This is a genomic window from Paraburkholderia hospita (assembly GCF_002902965.1).
Classification (GTDB): Bacteria; Pseudomonadota; Gammaproteobacteria; order Burkholderiales; family Burkholderiaceae; genus Paraburkholderia; species Paraburkholderia hospita.
On sequence record NZ_CP026108.1, the window covers coordinates 748,564 to 764,980 of the forward strand.

General features: G+C 59.5%; 4 protein-coding genes and 2 pseudogenes. 2 read left to right on the plus strand and 4 right to left on the minus strand.

The genetic code is table 11. The features are described from left to right. Positions 1-870: 870 nt before the first annotated feature. Together C2L64_RS47800 and C2L64_RS47805 are read right to left on the minus strand one after the other, a co-directional pair. The gene (locus C2L64_RS47800; protein WP_103154223.1) at positions 871-6,375 is read right to left on the minus strand and encodes a trifunctional serine/threonine-protein kinase/ATP-binding protein/sensor histidine kinase; all 5,505 of its coding nucleotides are present in this window, start codon (positions 6,373-6,375) and stop codon (positions 871-873) included. 383 nt (positions 6,376-6,758) lie between these two features. Continuing rightward, the gene (locus C2L64_RS47805; protein WP_103154224.1) at positions 6,759-7,421 is read right to left on the minus strand and encodes a response regulator transcription factor; all 663 of its coding nucleotides are present in this window, start codon (positions 7,419-7,421) and stop codon (positions 6,759-6,761) included. 295 nt (positions 7,422-7,716) lie between these two features. On the opposite strand from C2L64_RS47805, the pseudogene C2L64_RS56490 reads away from it, so the two are divergent. Beyond that, positions 7,717-7,824 (plus strand): annotated as a pseudogene (locus tag C2L64_RS56490) (efflux RND transporter permease subunit); the annotation flags it as partial. A gap of 71 nt (positions 7,825-7,895) precedes the next feature. Next, positions 7,896-8,045, plus strand: a pseudogene (locus C2L64_RS55455) (IS110 family transposase); the annotation flags it as partial. Between the two features lie 1,012 nt (positions 8,046-9,057). On the opposite strand, the gene C2L64_RS47815 reads toward C2L64_RS55455, so the two are convergent. Next, a complete protein-coding gene (locus tag C2L64_RS47815) occupies positions 9,058-14,574 on the minus strand; it encodes a trifunctional serine/threonine-protein kinase/ATP-binding protein/sensor histidine kinase (protein WP_103154225.1) in 5,517 nt (1,838 codons plus the stop codon). Positions 14,575-14,930: 356 nt separating this feature from the next. Beyond that, entirely contained in the window at positions 14,931-15,593 is a 663-nt protein-coding gene (locus tag C2L64_RS47820; protein ID WP_103154390.1) for a response regulator transcription factor, read from the minus strand. Positions 15,594-16,417 lie beyond the last annotated feature (824 nt).

Consider the following 16,417-nt stretch of genomic DNA (forward strand, 5'->3'; position numbering starts at 1 on the left):
TCCAAAGCTTGCAAACGTGGACTCTATGTCTTTAAATCACTTGGCAATACAACCATTAGGATCGACGAGCCGCCAATGTTCTTCGAGACCGACTGGTTTGTGCCACGTCTGGAGTTCTGACTAGTCGATGCCGTTCATGCGCTACGGTTTCAAGGAAGTGCTGCAGCCTCCACACTCCGAGATCAAAGCGTGCTTGATAGGCGCAGAGGGAACGTCGGCGCTTTATGACTTTTTAAATCCGATTTGCGCTGCTTTGAGCGTGCACCCGGGCTTAGGAACGTCGTGCAGTTCCGGTTTCTGAAGGAAGGAAGGAAGACGCACATACGATTGGCGCGGCGGGCCGTGTACTGTTCCCTCCGCTTGTGAGGTCAAAGTCAAGGCATCAACACGGAGCCAGTTCTGCGGTGGGAACAAATACCATGTTCGAGAAAGATATCATCCACGTGGATCAGGTTTTGCGTGCGTTTGTTTTTCGATGCACACCTGATTTGACCACGTTGGCTTACTGGCGTGATCGACTTTACATTCTCTTCGAATCGCAGCATCTCAACGATTACCAACGTTATTGGGTTCAGGATCTCATACATGAGCTTAGCGAGTTCGAGCGACGGAAATTTGCACTAAATGAGCGACAGCAGCGACTACACGGTATCAACTCGTCAACTCGGTGATCACGAAGCGACGCAGTGAACACAAATAGCGGACCGAGCAGATGTCGCTGGCTCGCCGAACAAATTGACTCTTCTTAAGGCGGGCAGGTAGTGAGTGTGTACACCAATGGAATGTTGAGCCGGCTTCTAAGGGGTTCGCTTAGTTTGAACGACAGCAGACTATGTATGATCAGGCATCCTCAGCTGACATGGGCAGCACTCACGATAAAGGGTCTGGATGGATGGGCACTGTGAATTGAACGATTGCGCCACGTGGCATGTTTGAGCTTGCCCATAACCGTCCTCGATGTCCTTCGATGATCGAACGGCAGATCGACAGCCCCATCCCCAACCCGGTGGACTTCGTGGTGTAGAAGGGTGCAAAAGCCTCATCAGGGCCGCCAGGGCCAAATCCAGGCCCAGAATCGCGCACAGTCACGAGCACAAAGTTCGATTCGACTTCTGTACTGACAACCAGTTGTCGCTCTCCATCGCTCACGCCCCTCATCGCCTCTAGCGCGTTCATGATCAGATTGAGTAGCACCTGTTGTAGCTCGACACGGTCTGCTTCGATTAATGGCAAGCCCTCGGACAGTCGCGTCTGTACGGAGGCACCGCTCTTCGCGGCTTCGCCGCGCGTGAGTTCAATCATCTCGTGAACCGCGTCGTTGATGTCCACCGGCTCCTTGCGCGTTGGCGCCTTCCTGACCAGATTACGGATCCGACCTAGCACGTCCCCCGCTCGACCTGCATCCTTGACAATCTGACTGAGCGTCTGCCCTACCTCGTCAATGTTCGGAGGCTGGGCGTTCAGCCAACGCAGAGCAGCCTGGGCATTGGTCACCGTTGCGGCGATCGGCTGGTTGACTTCGTGGGCTATCGAAGCTGTGAGTTGCCCCATGGTCGCGACACGGTTCGCGTGAGCCAGTTCCGTCTGTACCTGGCGATAGCGCTGCTCGCTCTCGTGCGCTTTTTCCTCCGCCTGCTTGCGCTCACTCAGATCAAGCACAAAAGCGACACCTTGCTTCCGGCTTGCTTCGAAAGCGGTCGCACCGAGCATGACGGGCACTCGATTGCCGTCCTTCCTGATGTACTCCTTCTCGAACGGCTGCGCACGCCCCGTCGCCCCGATCTCTGCCAGGGCCCGTTCGTCGCGCTCGAGCCATTCTGGTGGCGTCAGATCCCTCCAGCGCACCTGCCCAGAGACCAAATCTTCACGCTCGTATCCTACTATCCGCAGAAAAGCGTCATTGGCCTCCAGAATCTCGCCACTGACATTCCAGACGATGATCCCGATGATGTTAGCGTCGACAAGGCGCCGGATCTTCGCTTCGCGTTCGGCCAGATTGCGGTACAAACGGGCGTTCTCCAGTGAAATCGCGGCCTGTGACGCCACGACCTTCAGCACTGCGATCCGGGATGGGCTGAACACGCGAGCGGTCAAACTATTTTCGAGGTAGATCGCTCCGGTAACCTTCGCCTGATTCATCAACGGGATGCATAGAATTGAACGGGCACGTTGCTGCCGGATATAAGGATCTGCGGGGAACGAAGACCCCACCGCTGCATCGTCCACAAAGACGTTCTCCCCGGTGCGCAGAACATGATAGAGGATCGATTCTGGAAGGATCTCGCTGCTGGCGGGTACATTGCGCAACTCCAACCGCGGCGCGTCGCCGGTGGTTGTTGCTTCCGCCGCTATCCGCTCTTCGCCGCCGTCGGAGAGAATCAACACGCCCCGTTCGGCACCCGCCTGTTCAATCGCTGTGCGCATCACCATTTCGATCAGCTTGTCCAGGACAATCTCGCCCGAGGCAGCCTGCGACACCTTGATCACCGTCGCAAGGTCGAGGTGTTCGACTGGCGTTGAAATCGTCGTCGTCGGCCCGGGCGCAGACTCTTCCGCCCTCAGGTATGGATAGTTCTCCTCCAGTTGCCGCACCTTCCCGTCGGCGCCCCAACGCAGATAGCTGTAGCGGGCATCTCGCAAATACAGACGCGCAATCTTTTCAAAACCTTGCGCCGCGTAAAAGCGCGACGCGAGTTCGTTGGCGAGTGCCTCGCCGTGGACAAAGCCGCTGTCCTGCGCCGAGCGGATGGCCTGCTCGTACAACTCCATGGCATCCGCTACGCGACCTTCGATCCGGGCGATCTCGGCACCGACCAGCGCGGCGCGGTCCGCGAAACTCTCCGGGCAGTTTTTCGCCCAGATCTCAAGCTGCCGGTAATGCGCGGCGAGCGCGTCCAGGTGTTGTGGCCGCTCGTCGGCTGGGGCGCGCTCGCACCAGGCTGCCTTTGCCAAAGCGCCGTAAAAATGATATTCAGCTTCCTCAAAGAATGTGGAGGAGATCCAGAGCAGCGGTCGCGCCTTTGACGCAGCGTCCATCGCCGCGAAATAGTCACCAGCGATATAGCGCCCCTGCAATTTCCGGATCCAGTAGAAACTTGCAGCTAGCACCAAGGCCGGAGTGCCGGACAGACGGGTTTCGGTGCGAAGTTCATTGAACTGCCCGTCGTCAAGGCTGCCGAACCTAGGCGTCAGGCCGCGAAGCGTCCGGATTAGCGCCAGTTGGGTGGTGATGAGGTCAATGACAAGACCGAACCGCACCTTCCCTGCGTACGCAAGGCCCCGTTCGGCCTCGCCTTGCACCTCGTGCAGCGGCTCGCCAGCGAAGAGCAGGTTCGAATTCAGTTCGTTGCCCGCGTAGGCTCCATACGCGAGGTCTCCGATCCGGTTCGCCGCTTCAAAAGCGCGGCGCATCAGATCACGGCGAGACCGCACGTGTTTCATCCAGGGCATGACCACAACCGCGAAGCAAAGGTAAGTGCTCGCCTCGAACCGTCTTAGCCCGCGTCGTTCAATAAGGTCACAGCCTAGCTGTCCAAACCGGAATCCGGCGTTGTAGTCACCGAAACGCGGTCCGGCGACCCTGCCGACATTCGCGTAAAGGAGACACGAAGCGTCACAGTTGCCACGCTCGATGCTGAGACTGGCCCCCTTGCAGATCGTCAGTGATACCAGGTTCACATCCGTTTGCACGGCCGGCCCGAAGCACTTGGCCAGCACCTCGACAGTCGCAAGCGAGGCTGCATCCTCCATCACGGGTAAATCGATGAGTTCCTCGATTGTCCGGCCCCCAAGCCGTGTCCCGATGAGTTCGTATTCACGTCGCACTTCCTCGTCATCGGGATGCGGTGACCACTCGATGCCGACATGCCGGAGGTAGGCGAGGCACACAGCGACCGCGCGGTCGCTCTGATCGAGGACCAGGTAGACATCCATTTGCATGCACGCGACGAGTGCTTCTTCGACCGTTGTCACGGCGCGCTTCGATAGCGCCGCCAGGCGCTCGTGTGCAACCGATAACTGCCCGGTCAAAAATTCGCATTCGGCCCGGTTCAGTTCGAGCGCAAATATCAGCTCATGCCGACGCTCCCAGCAATCGTCGTTCAGTAGTTCGGCGCCTGTGACGAGATAGGTCAGCGCTGAGGCGTAGGCCGTCGACGCCTTGGCTCGCTGGCCAGCGAGCAGGTTTAACCCGGCCAGCTGCTCCCGTTCCCCTTGTTCGGTGATCAGCGCGGAGGCGCGATTGAGCTGACCGACGATTTCAAAAATCGCCTCCTCCCGCTTTTTCGGGGGCGTGCGCGCGGTGAGCAGCCGCCCGATCCGCAGATGGGTCGAAGTCCGCGAGGCTTCAGGGATCAGTGAATAGGCGGCTTCATGAACACGGTCGTGAACAAACCTATAGCCGCCCTCCAGCCGCTCGACCAGTTCCTGACGCATCGCCTCCCACAACGCCGCGTGGACCTGTGCCTCCGGGATGCCGAGAACCGTCGACAGGGTCCCGATCCCGGCGACGTTCCCGAGAACGGCAAGCTGCTGCAACGCGTGCAGCGTCCCTGCCGGCAGCCGGCTCAGCTTGCCGACCATCAGGTCCACGACATTGTCGGTATAGCCCTTGGCATGGATGCGACCCGGATCCCAGCACCACTGCCCCGCATCATGATCAAAGGTGAGCAAATCTTCTTCGACAAGCGCGTGCAGAAACCGGATGACAAAGAACGGATTGCCACCCGTCTTCTCATGGACCAGTTGCGCCAGCGGTGCGATCCGCGCCGGCGCGCAGTGAAGCGCTTCCGCGATTAACTGACTGATATGCTGACGGGCGAGCGGAGCCAGCTTGATCTCATTGACCTTCACGCCCGCGTTCCTGATAGCCTGGAGCTTACCCATCATCGGATGCGCGGCATCGACCTCGTTGTCGCGATACGCGCCGACCAGCATCAGGTGCCGCAGATCCGAGCCTGTCAACAGATCCTCGAGCAGGTCGAGTGTCGCGGCGTCGAGCCACTGGAGGTCGTCGAGAAAGAGCGCAAGCGGATGCTCTGGACGGGCAAATACGCCAATGAAGCGACGGAACACGAGCATGAAACGGCGCTGCGCCAGTTTTGGCTCGAGAGCCGGGACGGGTGGCGGCTCACCGATGATCAGCTTCAGTTCGGGGATGAGGTCGGTCATGAGCCGCGCATTGGGCACCAGCGCCTCCAGCAAGGCATCGCGCCAGATTGCCAGCTCCGTGTCGGGCTTGCCGAGCAGCGGGCGCACCAGGCCTTGAAATGCCTGGACCAGCGTCGAATACGGGATGTCGCGCTTGTACTGGTCGAACTTGCCGGAGGCGAAGAGTCCCCGGGGCGGCACCAGCACCTTGTGCAGTTCATTGACAACCGACGATTTGCCGATGCCCGAATAGCCGGAGACCAGTACCAGCTCTGGCGGGCTACTCCCTACGATCCGATCGAACGTAGCGACCAGGGTAGCGACCTCGCGCTCCCGCCCATAAAGCTTCTCCGGTATCAGCAAGCGATCAGGCGTGTCGTGTTCGCCCAGTGGGAAGGCATCGATGCGGTGCCGATGCCGCCAGGCGGCGAGGCAATGCTGCAGGTCATGCTCAACACCGCCGGCCGTCTGGTAACGCTCTTCGGCCGTCTTGGCGAGTAGCTTCATGACGATGTCGGAGACCGCGGCGGGGACGGTCTCCATCAGCTCGCACGGCGGCACCGGCTTTCTGGCGATATGGCAGTGCACCCATTCCATGGGATCAACCGCCGCAAACGGCAGCACGCCCGTCAGCAACTGGTAAAGCGTGACGCCCAACGCATAGAGGTCGCTGCGCGAATCGATCGAGCGGTTCATGCGGCCGGTCTGCTCGGGTGCCATATAAGCGAGCGTGCCGGCGATCGTCTCGGGCGGTTCCGGCGCCTGCCGCTCGCGCGGCAACCGGGAGGCGAGACCGAACCCGGTGAGCCGGACCTGTCCGTCGGTGCAATGTACGAGGATATGCGCGGGCTTCAGGTCCTTATGGACAAGACCGCGCTGGTGCAGCTTGCCGAGCGCTGCGGCGATGCCGACAGCGAGCGGCAAAAATTCTCCCATCTCCATCGGAGCGCCCAGCAGACGTGCGAGCGGTTCACCACCCGGGTCCTCGAGCACCAGTAGGGTTCGACCGCCTTCGCGCACCAGGTCCAGCGGCCGCACCGCCCACGCGCCATCAAGTTCGTCCTTCAGGCCAAACGCATGAACGAGGCGGTCAAAGGCGGCAGGCAACGGATGCTCCCCGGCGGGTCGCACCAAAAGTACGTTTTGACTGCCATCTTCCCCGTCGCGCCGCCCTCGACAGACGACGCGGTCGCCATCTTCCCACAGGATCTGGAGAGTGTTACCCATCGGCAGCCGAACCAAATTTACGACGTCATATGGCGCAGGCGCGCACCCGGCCGCATGCGTTGCGTCCTTCCGCGCCTACACGACTAGCGTCACCTCAGCATACACGTCAGTGACCGCGGCGCAATAGCTAGTACTCCCAGTAAATACTCGGGACGAAACCCTGCTACGCAGACAGCAGAGTCACCCCGCGGAGCATCGCCGCTACCGCGACATCACGGTGTCGCTACCATCTTCGCGATGACGCGGAAGGAGGGCTTTGCGGCGGAGGCGCAATTGGATTGGTGACGCAAGGCCCGCCCATCGCGCGTCGGCTAGCATGCCCGACCGGCGCATTGCCTCGAACCTGGGACCGGGTTGTCGAATTCGCCACCCCGGCACCGTGCCTAAGGCTGGGGATTGACACCGAGCGACACCGATTTGCGGACGAGATCCGCCAGTGTTGGCGCCGCCATCTTTCGCATCAGGCGAGATCGATGCAACTTCACTGTGATTTCGCACAGATTCACCTTGGAGGCAATCTGCTTGTTCATCAGCCCTGCTACGACGAACCCCATTATCTCGCGCTCGCGCGGCGTGAGGGAGTCGTAAGCGAGGCGGAGCGCCGCAACCGATCGTTCGGCGGTAAGACGCTCGCGATCGCGTCTTAGAGCATCGACGACGGCATCCAGCATGTCTTGATCACGAAACGGTTTCGAAAAAAAATCGACCGCCCCTGCTTTCATCGCCTGCACCGTCATCGGAATATCACCATGACCGGTCATGAATACGACCGGCATGCACAAACCGCTTTTTGCAACATGCTCCTGAAAGGAGAGGCCATTTTCGCCGCGCAACCGGACATCGAGGATCAAGCAACTCGGCGAGTCGTACTTCGGGAAGTCGAGGAAATCCAAGGACGATTCAAACGTCTCTACACGTAGCGCGACCGACCGGAATAAATTGCGTAATGCGAAGCGCATCGACTCTTCGTCGTCGATCACGTAGACCACCGGTTCGGCACAGTCCTGGCCGCTCTGGGCGGAAGTGCAAAGTGAACTTGAGTCCATCTATCTTCCGCCTCCATATTCAATCCAACTATTATTCATCTTCCCTTCCCCCAACCTAATTCTTCACTATCTGTGTCGACAAACTGGAACAATACCGTTTCACCAAAGGCCTCCCTTGCAAAACCGCTTGGCTATGGAAGCCTATCCCAACGTTAGCCGCGAACTAGGTCCTGTCGTCTTTTTTCATCCTCCACCGTTCTAAGGCGGACGTTTCATCTTGGTACGGACTTGTACTCGCCATATGTTTCGAGCCCGTGACGAGCGCTCGAAAATCATCGGCATTGCCATTCCGCTGATGGTTGGCGCGGTGTATCTGTTCCTACAAAACCGGTGCGCCACGATCATTCCGGTTGTCGCAATTCCGGTGTCATTGGTTTGCACACTCGCGATCCTTTCGCTCTTTGGCGCGACCATCGATGACCTTTCGTTGTTTGGACTGGTTGTAGCCGTCGGGACCATCGTGGTTCGGACTTCGACATTGCGTGGAAAGCTCAGCTTCGGCTCTGTCACAGATTCCGTCGGCTGCGAGCTCGAGGTCTTCACCAGAACAAGACGTGTGCAGCCATCGCCCGCGAACTATCCGGCTTCATCTGGGACATCGAAATGCGACTGCAGCCAGCCTAAGCATTCTCGCAGCTCCCTTCTCCGTTCACTGATTTCCGGAGGCGCTATTGCAGAACTGACATCTTCCGCCTGATCGGTAACCCGGCACCGCGCACGATGAGGAGAATCCTCCCATCTTTTTTTGAGCAAGCGACTGCGCGATATCTGTTATTAAGAGCGAGGCAGCCCCGTGATGGAAAGATGGAAACGGTAACCAGCTTGCGAATGAACTCGATCCATCGTCGACAAACAGCCTGTGTGCCGCGCTACCCATTATGTCGGATGTCGCTACGGCGTAAAAGCACGGCGCCTATGACATCGATGTGTGTACCCTATGCTGTGAAAGTGGTCGACTAGTGTTCTACTGCTTTAGCGTTATTTTCAATCGGCCTCTGTCTCAGGCGGCCGACTACTTATTGTCACTCTTACAAATACTTTCTGACAACGAAACGGGACAAGTATGCACGGTCTCCGCAAATATCTGGGGTGGGACGGTAAGCGGCGATATAAGGCCAAAGAAACGCCAGCGCCGTCATGCCGTGAATCTATTGAAGAGCGTTTCCTCAAGTTGATGGACCTAATGATATGGTTGTCGGAGTGGAGCCTCCGCCAAGCCGGTATTGGGGCGGCCCCTGATGGAAGTGTTGACGGGCCCGGAGCACCGGCAACGATGGCTGGTGGAGGGAGCGATGCGACCAGGCTGTGGTCGCCCGGGGGAGCGTGCGTTGTTTCGTGGTCGGATGCTCGCTTTTCGCAACGTCCACATTGCCACCTTTTCCGGCATTCCTGGATGCTGAATTCGCGAGCGAGGTGGCTTGCAGCACGTTCTCGGTGCTCAGACGCATGGTGAGTCAATTCTTCCATGCTGGCCGCCGTTTCTTCAAGCGACGCCGCCCGCTCTCGCGGGATGACTCGTTCCGGGTTTGGTCGAGGCTTCAACTACTTTAGAGAGTGATGTTGATTTGCACGGAGCGTGGGCAAGGTTAGCGTTAGGTCCCCGATGGTCGAACTGCCCGCCGTTTGGGCGTACCACCTACCGACTCGAGCTTGACAGAGCCGTTGGATGGGCTGGCATGGTGAATTGAACGACCGCGCCGCGTGGCACGTTTGAGCTTGCCCATAACCGTCCCCGATGCCCTTCGATGATCGAACGGCAGATCGACAGCCCCATCCCCAACCCGGTGGACTTCGTGGTGTAGAAGGGTGCAAAAGCCTCGTCAGGGCCGCCAGGACCAAAACCAGGCCCAGAATCGCGCACAGTCACGAGCACACAGTTCGATTCGACTTCTGTACTGACAACCAGTTGTCGCTCTCCATCGCTCACGCCCCTCATCGCCTCTAGCGCGTTCATGATCAGATTGAGTAGCACCTGTTGTAGCTCGACACGGTCTGCTTCGATTAATGGCAAGCCCTCGGACAGTCGCGTCTGTACGGAGGCACCGCTCTTAGCGGCTTCGCCGCGCGTGAGTTCAATCATCTCGTGGACCGCGTCGTTGATGTCCACCGGCTCCTTGCGCGTTGGCGCCTTCCTGACCAGATTACGGATCCGACCTAGCACGTCTCCCGCTCGACCCGCATCCTTGACTATCTGCCTGAGCGTCTGCCCTACCTCGTCAATGTTCGGAGGCTGGGCATTCAGCCAACGCAGCGCAGCCTGGGCATTCGTCACCGTCGCGGCGATCGGCTGGTTGACTTCGTGTGCAATCGAAGCCGTGAGCTGCCCCATGGTCGCGACACGGTTCGCGTGAGCCAGTTCCGTCTGCACCTCGCGATAGCGCTGCTCGCTCTCGCGCGCTTTTTCCTCCGCCTGCTTGCGCTCACTCAGATCAAGCACAAAAGCGACACCTTGCTTCCGGCTCGCTTCGAAAGCGGTCGCACCGAGCATGACGGGCACTCGATTGCCGTCCTTCCTGATGTACTCCTTCTCGAACGGCTGCGCACGCCCCGTCGCCCCGATCTCTGCCAGGGCCCGTTCGTTGCGCTCGAGCCATTCTGGTGGCGTCAGATCCTTCCAGCGCACGCGACCCGAGACAAGGTCCTCCCGTTCGTATCCCACCATGCGAAGAAATTCGTCATTGGCCTCAAGAATGTCGCCACCGGCATTCCAGACGACAATCCCGATGATGTTGGCTTCGACGAGGCGCCGGATCTTCCCTTCGCGCTCCCCAAGATCGCGGTACAAGCGGGCATTCTCCAAGGAGATGGCAGCCTGCGAGGCCAACAGCTTCAGCACGGCGATCCGGGATGGGCTGAACACGCGGGCAGTCAGACTGTTTTCGAGGTAGAGCGCGCCGGTGAGCTTCGCCTGATTCATCAACGGGAAGCAGAGAATTGAACGGGAGCGCTGCTGACGTACATAGGGATCGGCAGCGAACGGGGACTCAGCCGCGGCATCGTCAAGAAAGACGCTCTCCCGGGTGCGCAGGACATGATAGAGGATCGACTCCGGCAGCAACGCCGCGCTCACCGGCACATCGCGCAACTGCAACATGGGCGCGTCACCGGTGGTCAGCACTTGCGCCGCTATCCGTTCTTCGCCGCCGTCCGACAGAATCAGCACGCCCCGTTCGGCGCCCGCCTGTTCAATCGCTGTGCGCATGACCATTTCGATCAGCTTGTCCAGGACGATCTCGCCCGAGGCAGCCTGCGATACCTTGATCACCGTCGCAAGGTCGAGGTGTTCGACTGGAGTTGATATCGTGATCGTGGGCCCGGGCGCGGAGTCTTCCGCCCTCAGATATGAATATTGGTCCTCGAGGTGCCGCACCTTCCCGTTCGCGCCCCAACGCAGATAGCTGTAGCGGGCATCTCGCAAATACAGACGTGCAATCTTTTCAAAACCTTGAGCTGCGTAAAAGCGCGACGCGAGCTCATTGCCGAGTGCTTCACCGTGGACAAAGCCGCTGTCCTGCGCCGAGCGGATGGCCTGCTCGTACAACTCCATGGCATCCGCTACGCGACCTTCGATCCGGGCGATCTCGGCACCGACCAGCGCGGCGCGGTCCGCGAAACTCTCCGGACAGTTTTTCGCCCAGATCTCGAGCTGCCGGTAATGCGCGGCGAGCGCTTCGAGATGCTGTGGCCGCTCGCCGGCCGGCATGCACCCCCACCAGGCGGCCTTCGCCAGCGCGCCGTATAAGTGATATTCGGCTTGCTCAACCACCGAGGTCGGGGTCCAGAGCAGCCGTCGCGCGTTCGACGCGGCATCCATGGCTGCCGCATAGTCACCAGCGAGATAGCGCGCCTGCAATTTCCTAATCCAGTACCACGACGCTGCTATTGCCAATGCGGGGTTGCTGGACAGATGGGCTTCGGTGCGAAGTTCATTGAACTGCCCGTCGTCGAAGCAGCCGAACGTCGGCGTCACGCCGCGAAGCGTCCGTATAAGCGCGAGTTGTGTGGTGATGAAGTCAATGACAAGACCGAACCGCATCCTCCCGGCGTATGCAAGACCGCGTTCGGCCTCGCCTTGCACCTCGTGCAGCGGCTCGCCAGCGAATAGCAGGTCCGAGTTGAGGTTGGTGCATGTGTAAGCGCCATACGCGAGATCTCCAATTCGATTCGCCGCTTCGAAAGCACGGCGCAGCAGATTACGACATTCCCGTACTGGCTTTAGCAAGCGCATGACAAAATTCGCGAAGCAAAGATACGTACTCGCCTCGAACCGTCTTAGCCCGCGTCGTTCGACGAGGTCGCAGCCGAGCTGGCCGAACCGGAATCCGGCCCGGTAGTCACCGAAACGCGGTCCGGCGACCCTGCCGACGTTGGCATAAAGCACGCATGAAGCATCACAGTTGCCACGCTCGATGCTGAGACTGACTCCCTTGCAGGTCGTCAGCGCAACCAGATTCGCATCCGTAAACAAGGCTGGGGCGAATAGCTTGCCCAGCACCTCGACGGTCGCGAGCGAGGCTGCGTCCTCCATCACCGGTAAATCGATGAGTTCCTCGATGGTCCGGTCCCCAAGCTGGGTTGCGATGCGCTCGTATTCCCGTCGTACCTCCTCGTCGTGCGGATGAGCTGACCACTGGATGCCGACATGGCGGAGGTAGGCGAGGCAGACAGCGACGGCACGGTCGCTCCGGTCGAGAGTCGTGCAGACGTCTGTGTGCAGGCACGCGACGCTGGCTCGTTCGACCGTTGTCGTGACCCGATTCGCTAGCGCCGCCAGGCGCTCATCTGCAACGGATAACTGTCCGGTCAAAAATTCGCATTCGGCCCGGTTCAGCTCAAGCGCAAATATCAATTCATGCCGACGTTCCCAGCAATCGTCGCTCGATAGTTCCGTACCGGCGATGAGATAGGTGAGCGCTGAGGCATAGGCCGTCGACGCCTTGGCGCGTTGGCCAGCGAGCAGGTTGAATTCGGCCAGCCGCTCCCGTTCGCCCTCTTCGGTGATCAGCGCGGAGGCGCGATTGAGCTGACCGACGATCTCGAAAATCACCTCCCCCCGCTTATTTCGAGGCGTGCGCGCCGCGAGCAGTCGCCCGATCCGCAGATGGGTAGAGGTGCGCGAGGCTTCGGGGATCAGTGAATAGGCGGCCTCATGTACCCGGTCGTGAACAAACCTATAGGCGCCCTCCAGCCGCTCGACCAGTTCCTGACGCATCGCCTCCCACAACGCCGCGTGCACCTGTGGCACCGGAATGCCGAGAACCGTCGAAAGCGTCGCGACACCCGCGACGTTCCCGAGAACGGCAAGCTGCTCCAGCGCGTGCCGCGTCCCAGCCGGCAGGCGGGTCAGCTTGCCGACCATCAGGTCCACGACATTGTCGGTATAACCCTTGGCATGGATGCGACCCGGGTCCCAGCACCACTGCCCCGTATCATGATCAAAGGTGAGCAAATCTTCTTCGACAAGCGCGTGCAGAAACTGGATGACAAAGAACGGATTGCCGCCCGTCTTGTCATGGACCAGTTGCGCCAGTGGTGCGATGCGCGCCGGCGCGCAGTGAAGCGCCTCCGCGAATAACTGCCTGACATGTACACAAGCGAGCGGCGCCAGCTTGATCTCATTGATAGTGACGCCCGCGTTCCTGATGGCCTGGAGCTTGCCCATCAGCGGATGTGCGGCATCTATCTCATTGTCACGGTAGGCGCCGACCAGCATCAGGTGCCGCATATCCGGGTGTGTCAGCAGGTCCTCAAGCAGGTCGAGGGTTGCGGCATCCAGCCAATGCAGATCGTCGAGAAAGAGCGCGAGCGGATGTTCTGCCCGGGCAAATACACTGATGAAACGCCGGAACACGAGCATGAAACGGCGCTGCGCCAGTTTTGGCTCGAGAGCCGGGACGGGTGGCGGCTCACCGATGATCAGCTTCAGTTCGGGGATGAGGTCGGTCATGAGCCGCGCATTGGGCACCAGCGCCTCCAGCAAGGCATCGCGCCAGATTGCCAGTTCCGTGTCGGCCTTACCGAGCAGCGGCCGCACCAGGCTCTTGAACGCCTGGACCAGCGTCGAGTAGGGGATGTCGCGCTTGTACTGGTCGAACTTGCCCGACGCAAAGAGCCCCCGCGGCGGCACCAGCACCTTGTGCAGTTCATTGACAACCGACGATTTGCCGATGCCCGAATAGCCGGAGACCAGTACCAGCTCTGGCGGGCTACTCCCTACGATCCGATCGAACGTAGCGACCAGGGTAGCGACCTCGCGCTCCCGCCCATAAAGCTTCTCCGGTATCAGCAAGCGATCAGGCGTGTCGTGTTCGCCGAGTGGGAAGGCATCGATTCGGTGCTGGTGTCGCCACACCTCGAGGCAATGCTGCAGGTCATGCTCAACACCGCCGGCCGTCTGGTAACGCTCTTCGGCCGTCTTGGCGAGTAGCTTCATGACGATGTCGGAGACCGCGGCAGGGACGGTCTCCATCAGCTCGCACGGCGGCGCCGGCTTTCTGGCGATATGGCAGTGCACCCATTCCATGGGATCAACCGCCGCAAACGGCAATGCGCCCGTCAGCATCTGATAAAGCGTAATACCCAACGCATAGAGGTCGCTGCGCGAATCGATCGAGCGGTTCATGCGGCCGGTCTGCTCGGGTGCCATATAAGCGAGCGTGCCGGCGATCGTCTCGGGCGGTTCCGGCGCCTGCCGCTCGCGCGGCAACCGGGAGGCGAGACCGAACCCGGTGAGCCGGACCTGTCCGTCGGTGCAATGTACGAGGATATGCGCGGGCTTCAGGTCCTTATGGACAAGACCGCGCTGGTGCAGCTTGCCTAGCGCTGCGGCGATGCCGACAGCGAGCGGCAAAAATTCTCCCATCTCCATCGGAGCGCCCAGCAGACGCGCAAGCGGCTCACCGCCCGGGTCCTCGAGCACCAGCAGGGTCCAGCCACCTTCCCTCACCAGTTCCAGCGGCCGCACCGCCCACGAGCCATCGAGTTCGTCCTTCAGGCCAAACGCATGAACGAGGCGGTCAAAGGCGGCAGGCAACGGATGCTCCCCGGCGGGTCGCACCAAAAGTACGTTTTGACTGCCATCTTCCCCGTCGCGCCGCCCTCGACAGACGACGCGGTCGCCATCTTCCCACAGGATCTGGAGAGTGTTACCCATCGGCAACGGAATCAATGTAGCTTGTCATCTGCGCAGGGCCGTAGGCCGCTACCCTCTTCGTTTGACCCTACATTCGTTCACAGGGCAGCAAGATCTACCTCAGCATACACGTCAGCGAATTCCATGCAATAGATAGTACTCCGAGTAAGTTGCCCGGCCAAAGCCCGCGCTATCGTGAAGCCCACGGACGCCGCCAGGCATCACCGACATCTCAGGTACTTTTGACGTTGCATATTTGCCGACCATGCAAGCGGCCCGCACCTTTCGGTAGATTTAACATTGTTATGCGCAGCGACCGTCCGCCAGGTCGTTCCGACGGACGTGAAAGCAACCATGGCGCACTGGCTCACGGCGTTCTACAACTGGGCATTAACGCCAAGCGTTACCGATTTTTTGACGAGATCCGCAAGGGTTCGCGCCGCCATCTTTCGCATCAGGTGAGACCGATGCATCTTCACGGTGATTTCACAGAGATTTACCTTGGAGGCAATCTGCTTGTTCATTAGCCCAGCCACGACGTACCCCATGACCTCCCGTTCGCGCGGTGTGAGGGAGTCGTAAGCGACACGCAGCGCCGCAACCGATTGTTCGGCGGCAAGGCGCTCGCCGTCGCGCGCCAACGCATTGGAGACGGCATCCAGCATCTCCTGGTCGCGGAACGGTTTTGAAAAAAAATCGACTGCCCCCGCTTTCATCGCCTGCACGGTCATCGGGATGTCCCCATGACCGGTCATGAACACGATTGGCATGCGCAAACCGCTCTTAGCAACATGTTCCTGTAAGGCAAGGCCATTTTCACCGCGCAACCGGACATCGAGGATCAAGCAGCTGGGTGAGTCGTACTTCCCGAAACAGAGAAAGTCCACCGAGGATTCGAATGTCTCGACATGTAGCCCGACCGACCGGAACAAATTACCGAGTGCGAACCGCATCGACTCCTCGTCGTCGACCACGTAGACGACCGGCTCTTTGTGATGTTGTATGCTTCGGACCGAAGTCAAATGTGAACTTGGATTCATCTCACCTCCTCCTTCCGACTGATGGTGCGCTGGGCGCCGCATCTGAGAATGCTGTCGGAAATACTGCACATTGGAATAATATCGTTCCCCTGAGACCCGTCCTTCACGGGAGTGCTCATTCAATCCAGAGGACGCGCTACAAGCACACAGGCATGCTCACCGATATATCTTCTTGATCCTCGCTTTAAGTACGCCTACTTCCCTCGCGTCGGCACGAACAAGATGCTCCGCATAGTTCCTCCTGACTTTGACAGACCGGGCCTTCAGACGTTTGATGATCCGACGTCAACGCCAAATCATGGATTTACCAAGTGATCATTGACTGCTCCAGCTATCGAAACGTCTATGATTGGATCATCTAGGGTTCACGTTACGGCAGCTATAGCAAGCAAATACGGTTCAGCTCCATTGTTCTACGATAAACGTTTCGGTTGAGCCGCCGTACGAATGTCTACTCGACGTATGCATTTGCACCCACTACGATCCAGTTGTGCAGTACATCGAACATAGGGTACTGCGCGAAACCAACAGTCACATCACGCTGCGTTGCCAACGCTCGCGAGATTGCGGGCATGACACAAGAGTATGCGCTCGGACGTCCAAAGACCATTGTACGGAAGGGTCGCATACACCTACATAGGCGTCGAACGGCGATACCTAGGTATATGCGGCGAAGTCTGATTCGGACGGTCACAGAGGCGGGTGGTCCTGGCATATGGCGATGGGGACTGTCATGCGAGGCCCCATCCGTCAGCACGTTATCGTGGAACTGGCTCCCGCAGCATGACGATGACCAACACTCGCTGGCGCGCGAGACACGCATG

Excerpts from the sequence above, each read along its gene's own strand:
- C2L64_RS47800 (WP_103154223.1), bottom strand. The coding sequence starts at position 6,375 with ATGGGTAACACTCTCCAGATCCTGTGGGAAGATGGCGACCGCGTCGTC.
- C2L64_RS47805 (WP_103154224.1), bottom strand. The coding sequence starts at position 7,421 with ATGGACTCAAGTTCACTTTGCACTTCCGCCCAGAGCGGCCAGGACTGT.
- C2L64_RS47815 (WP_103154225.1), bottom strand. The coding sequence starts at position 14,574 with ATGGGTAACACTCTCCAGATCCTGTGGGAAGATGGCGACCGCGTCGTC.
- C2L64_RS47820 (WP_103154390.1), bottom strand. The coding sequence starts at position 15,593 with ATGAATCCAAGTTCACATTTGACTTCGGTCCGAAGCATACAACATCAC.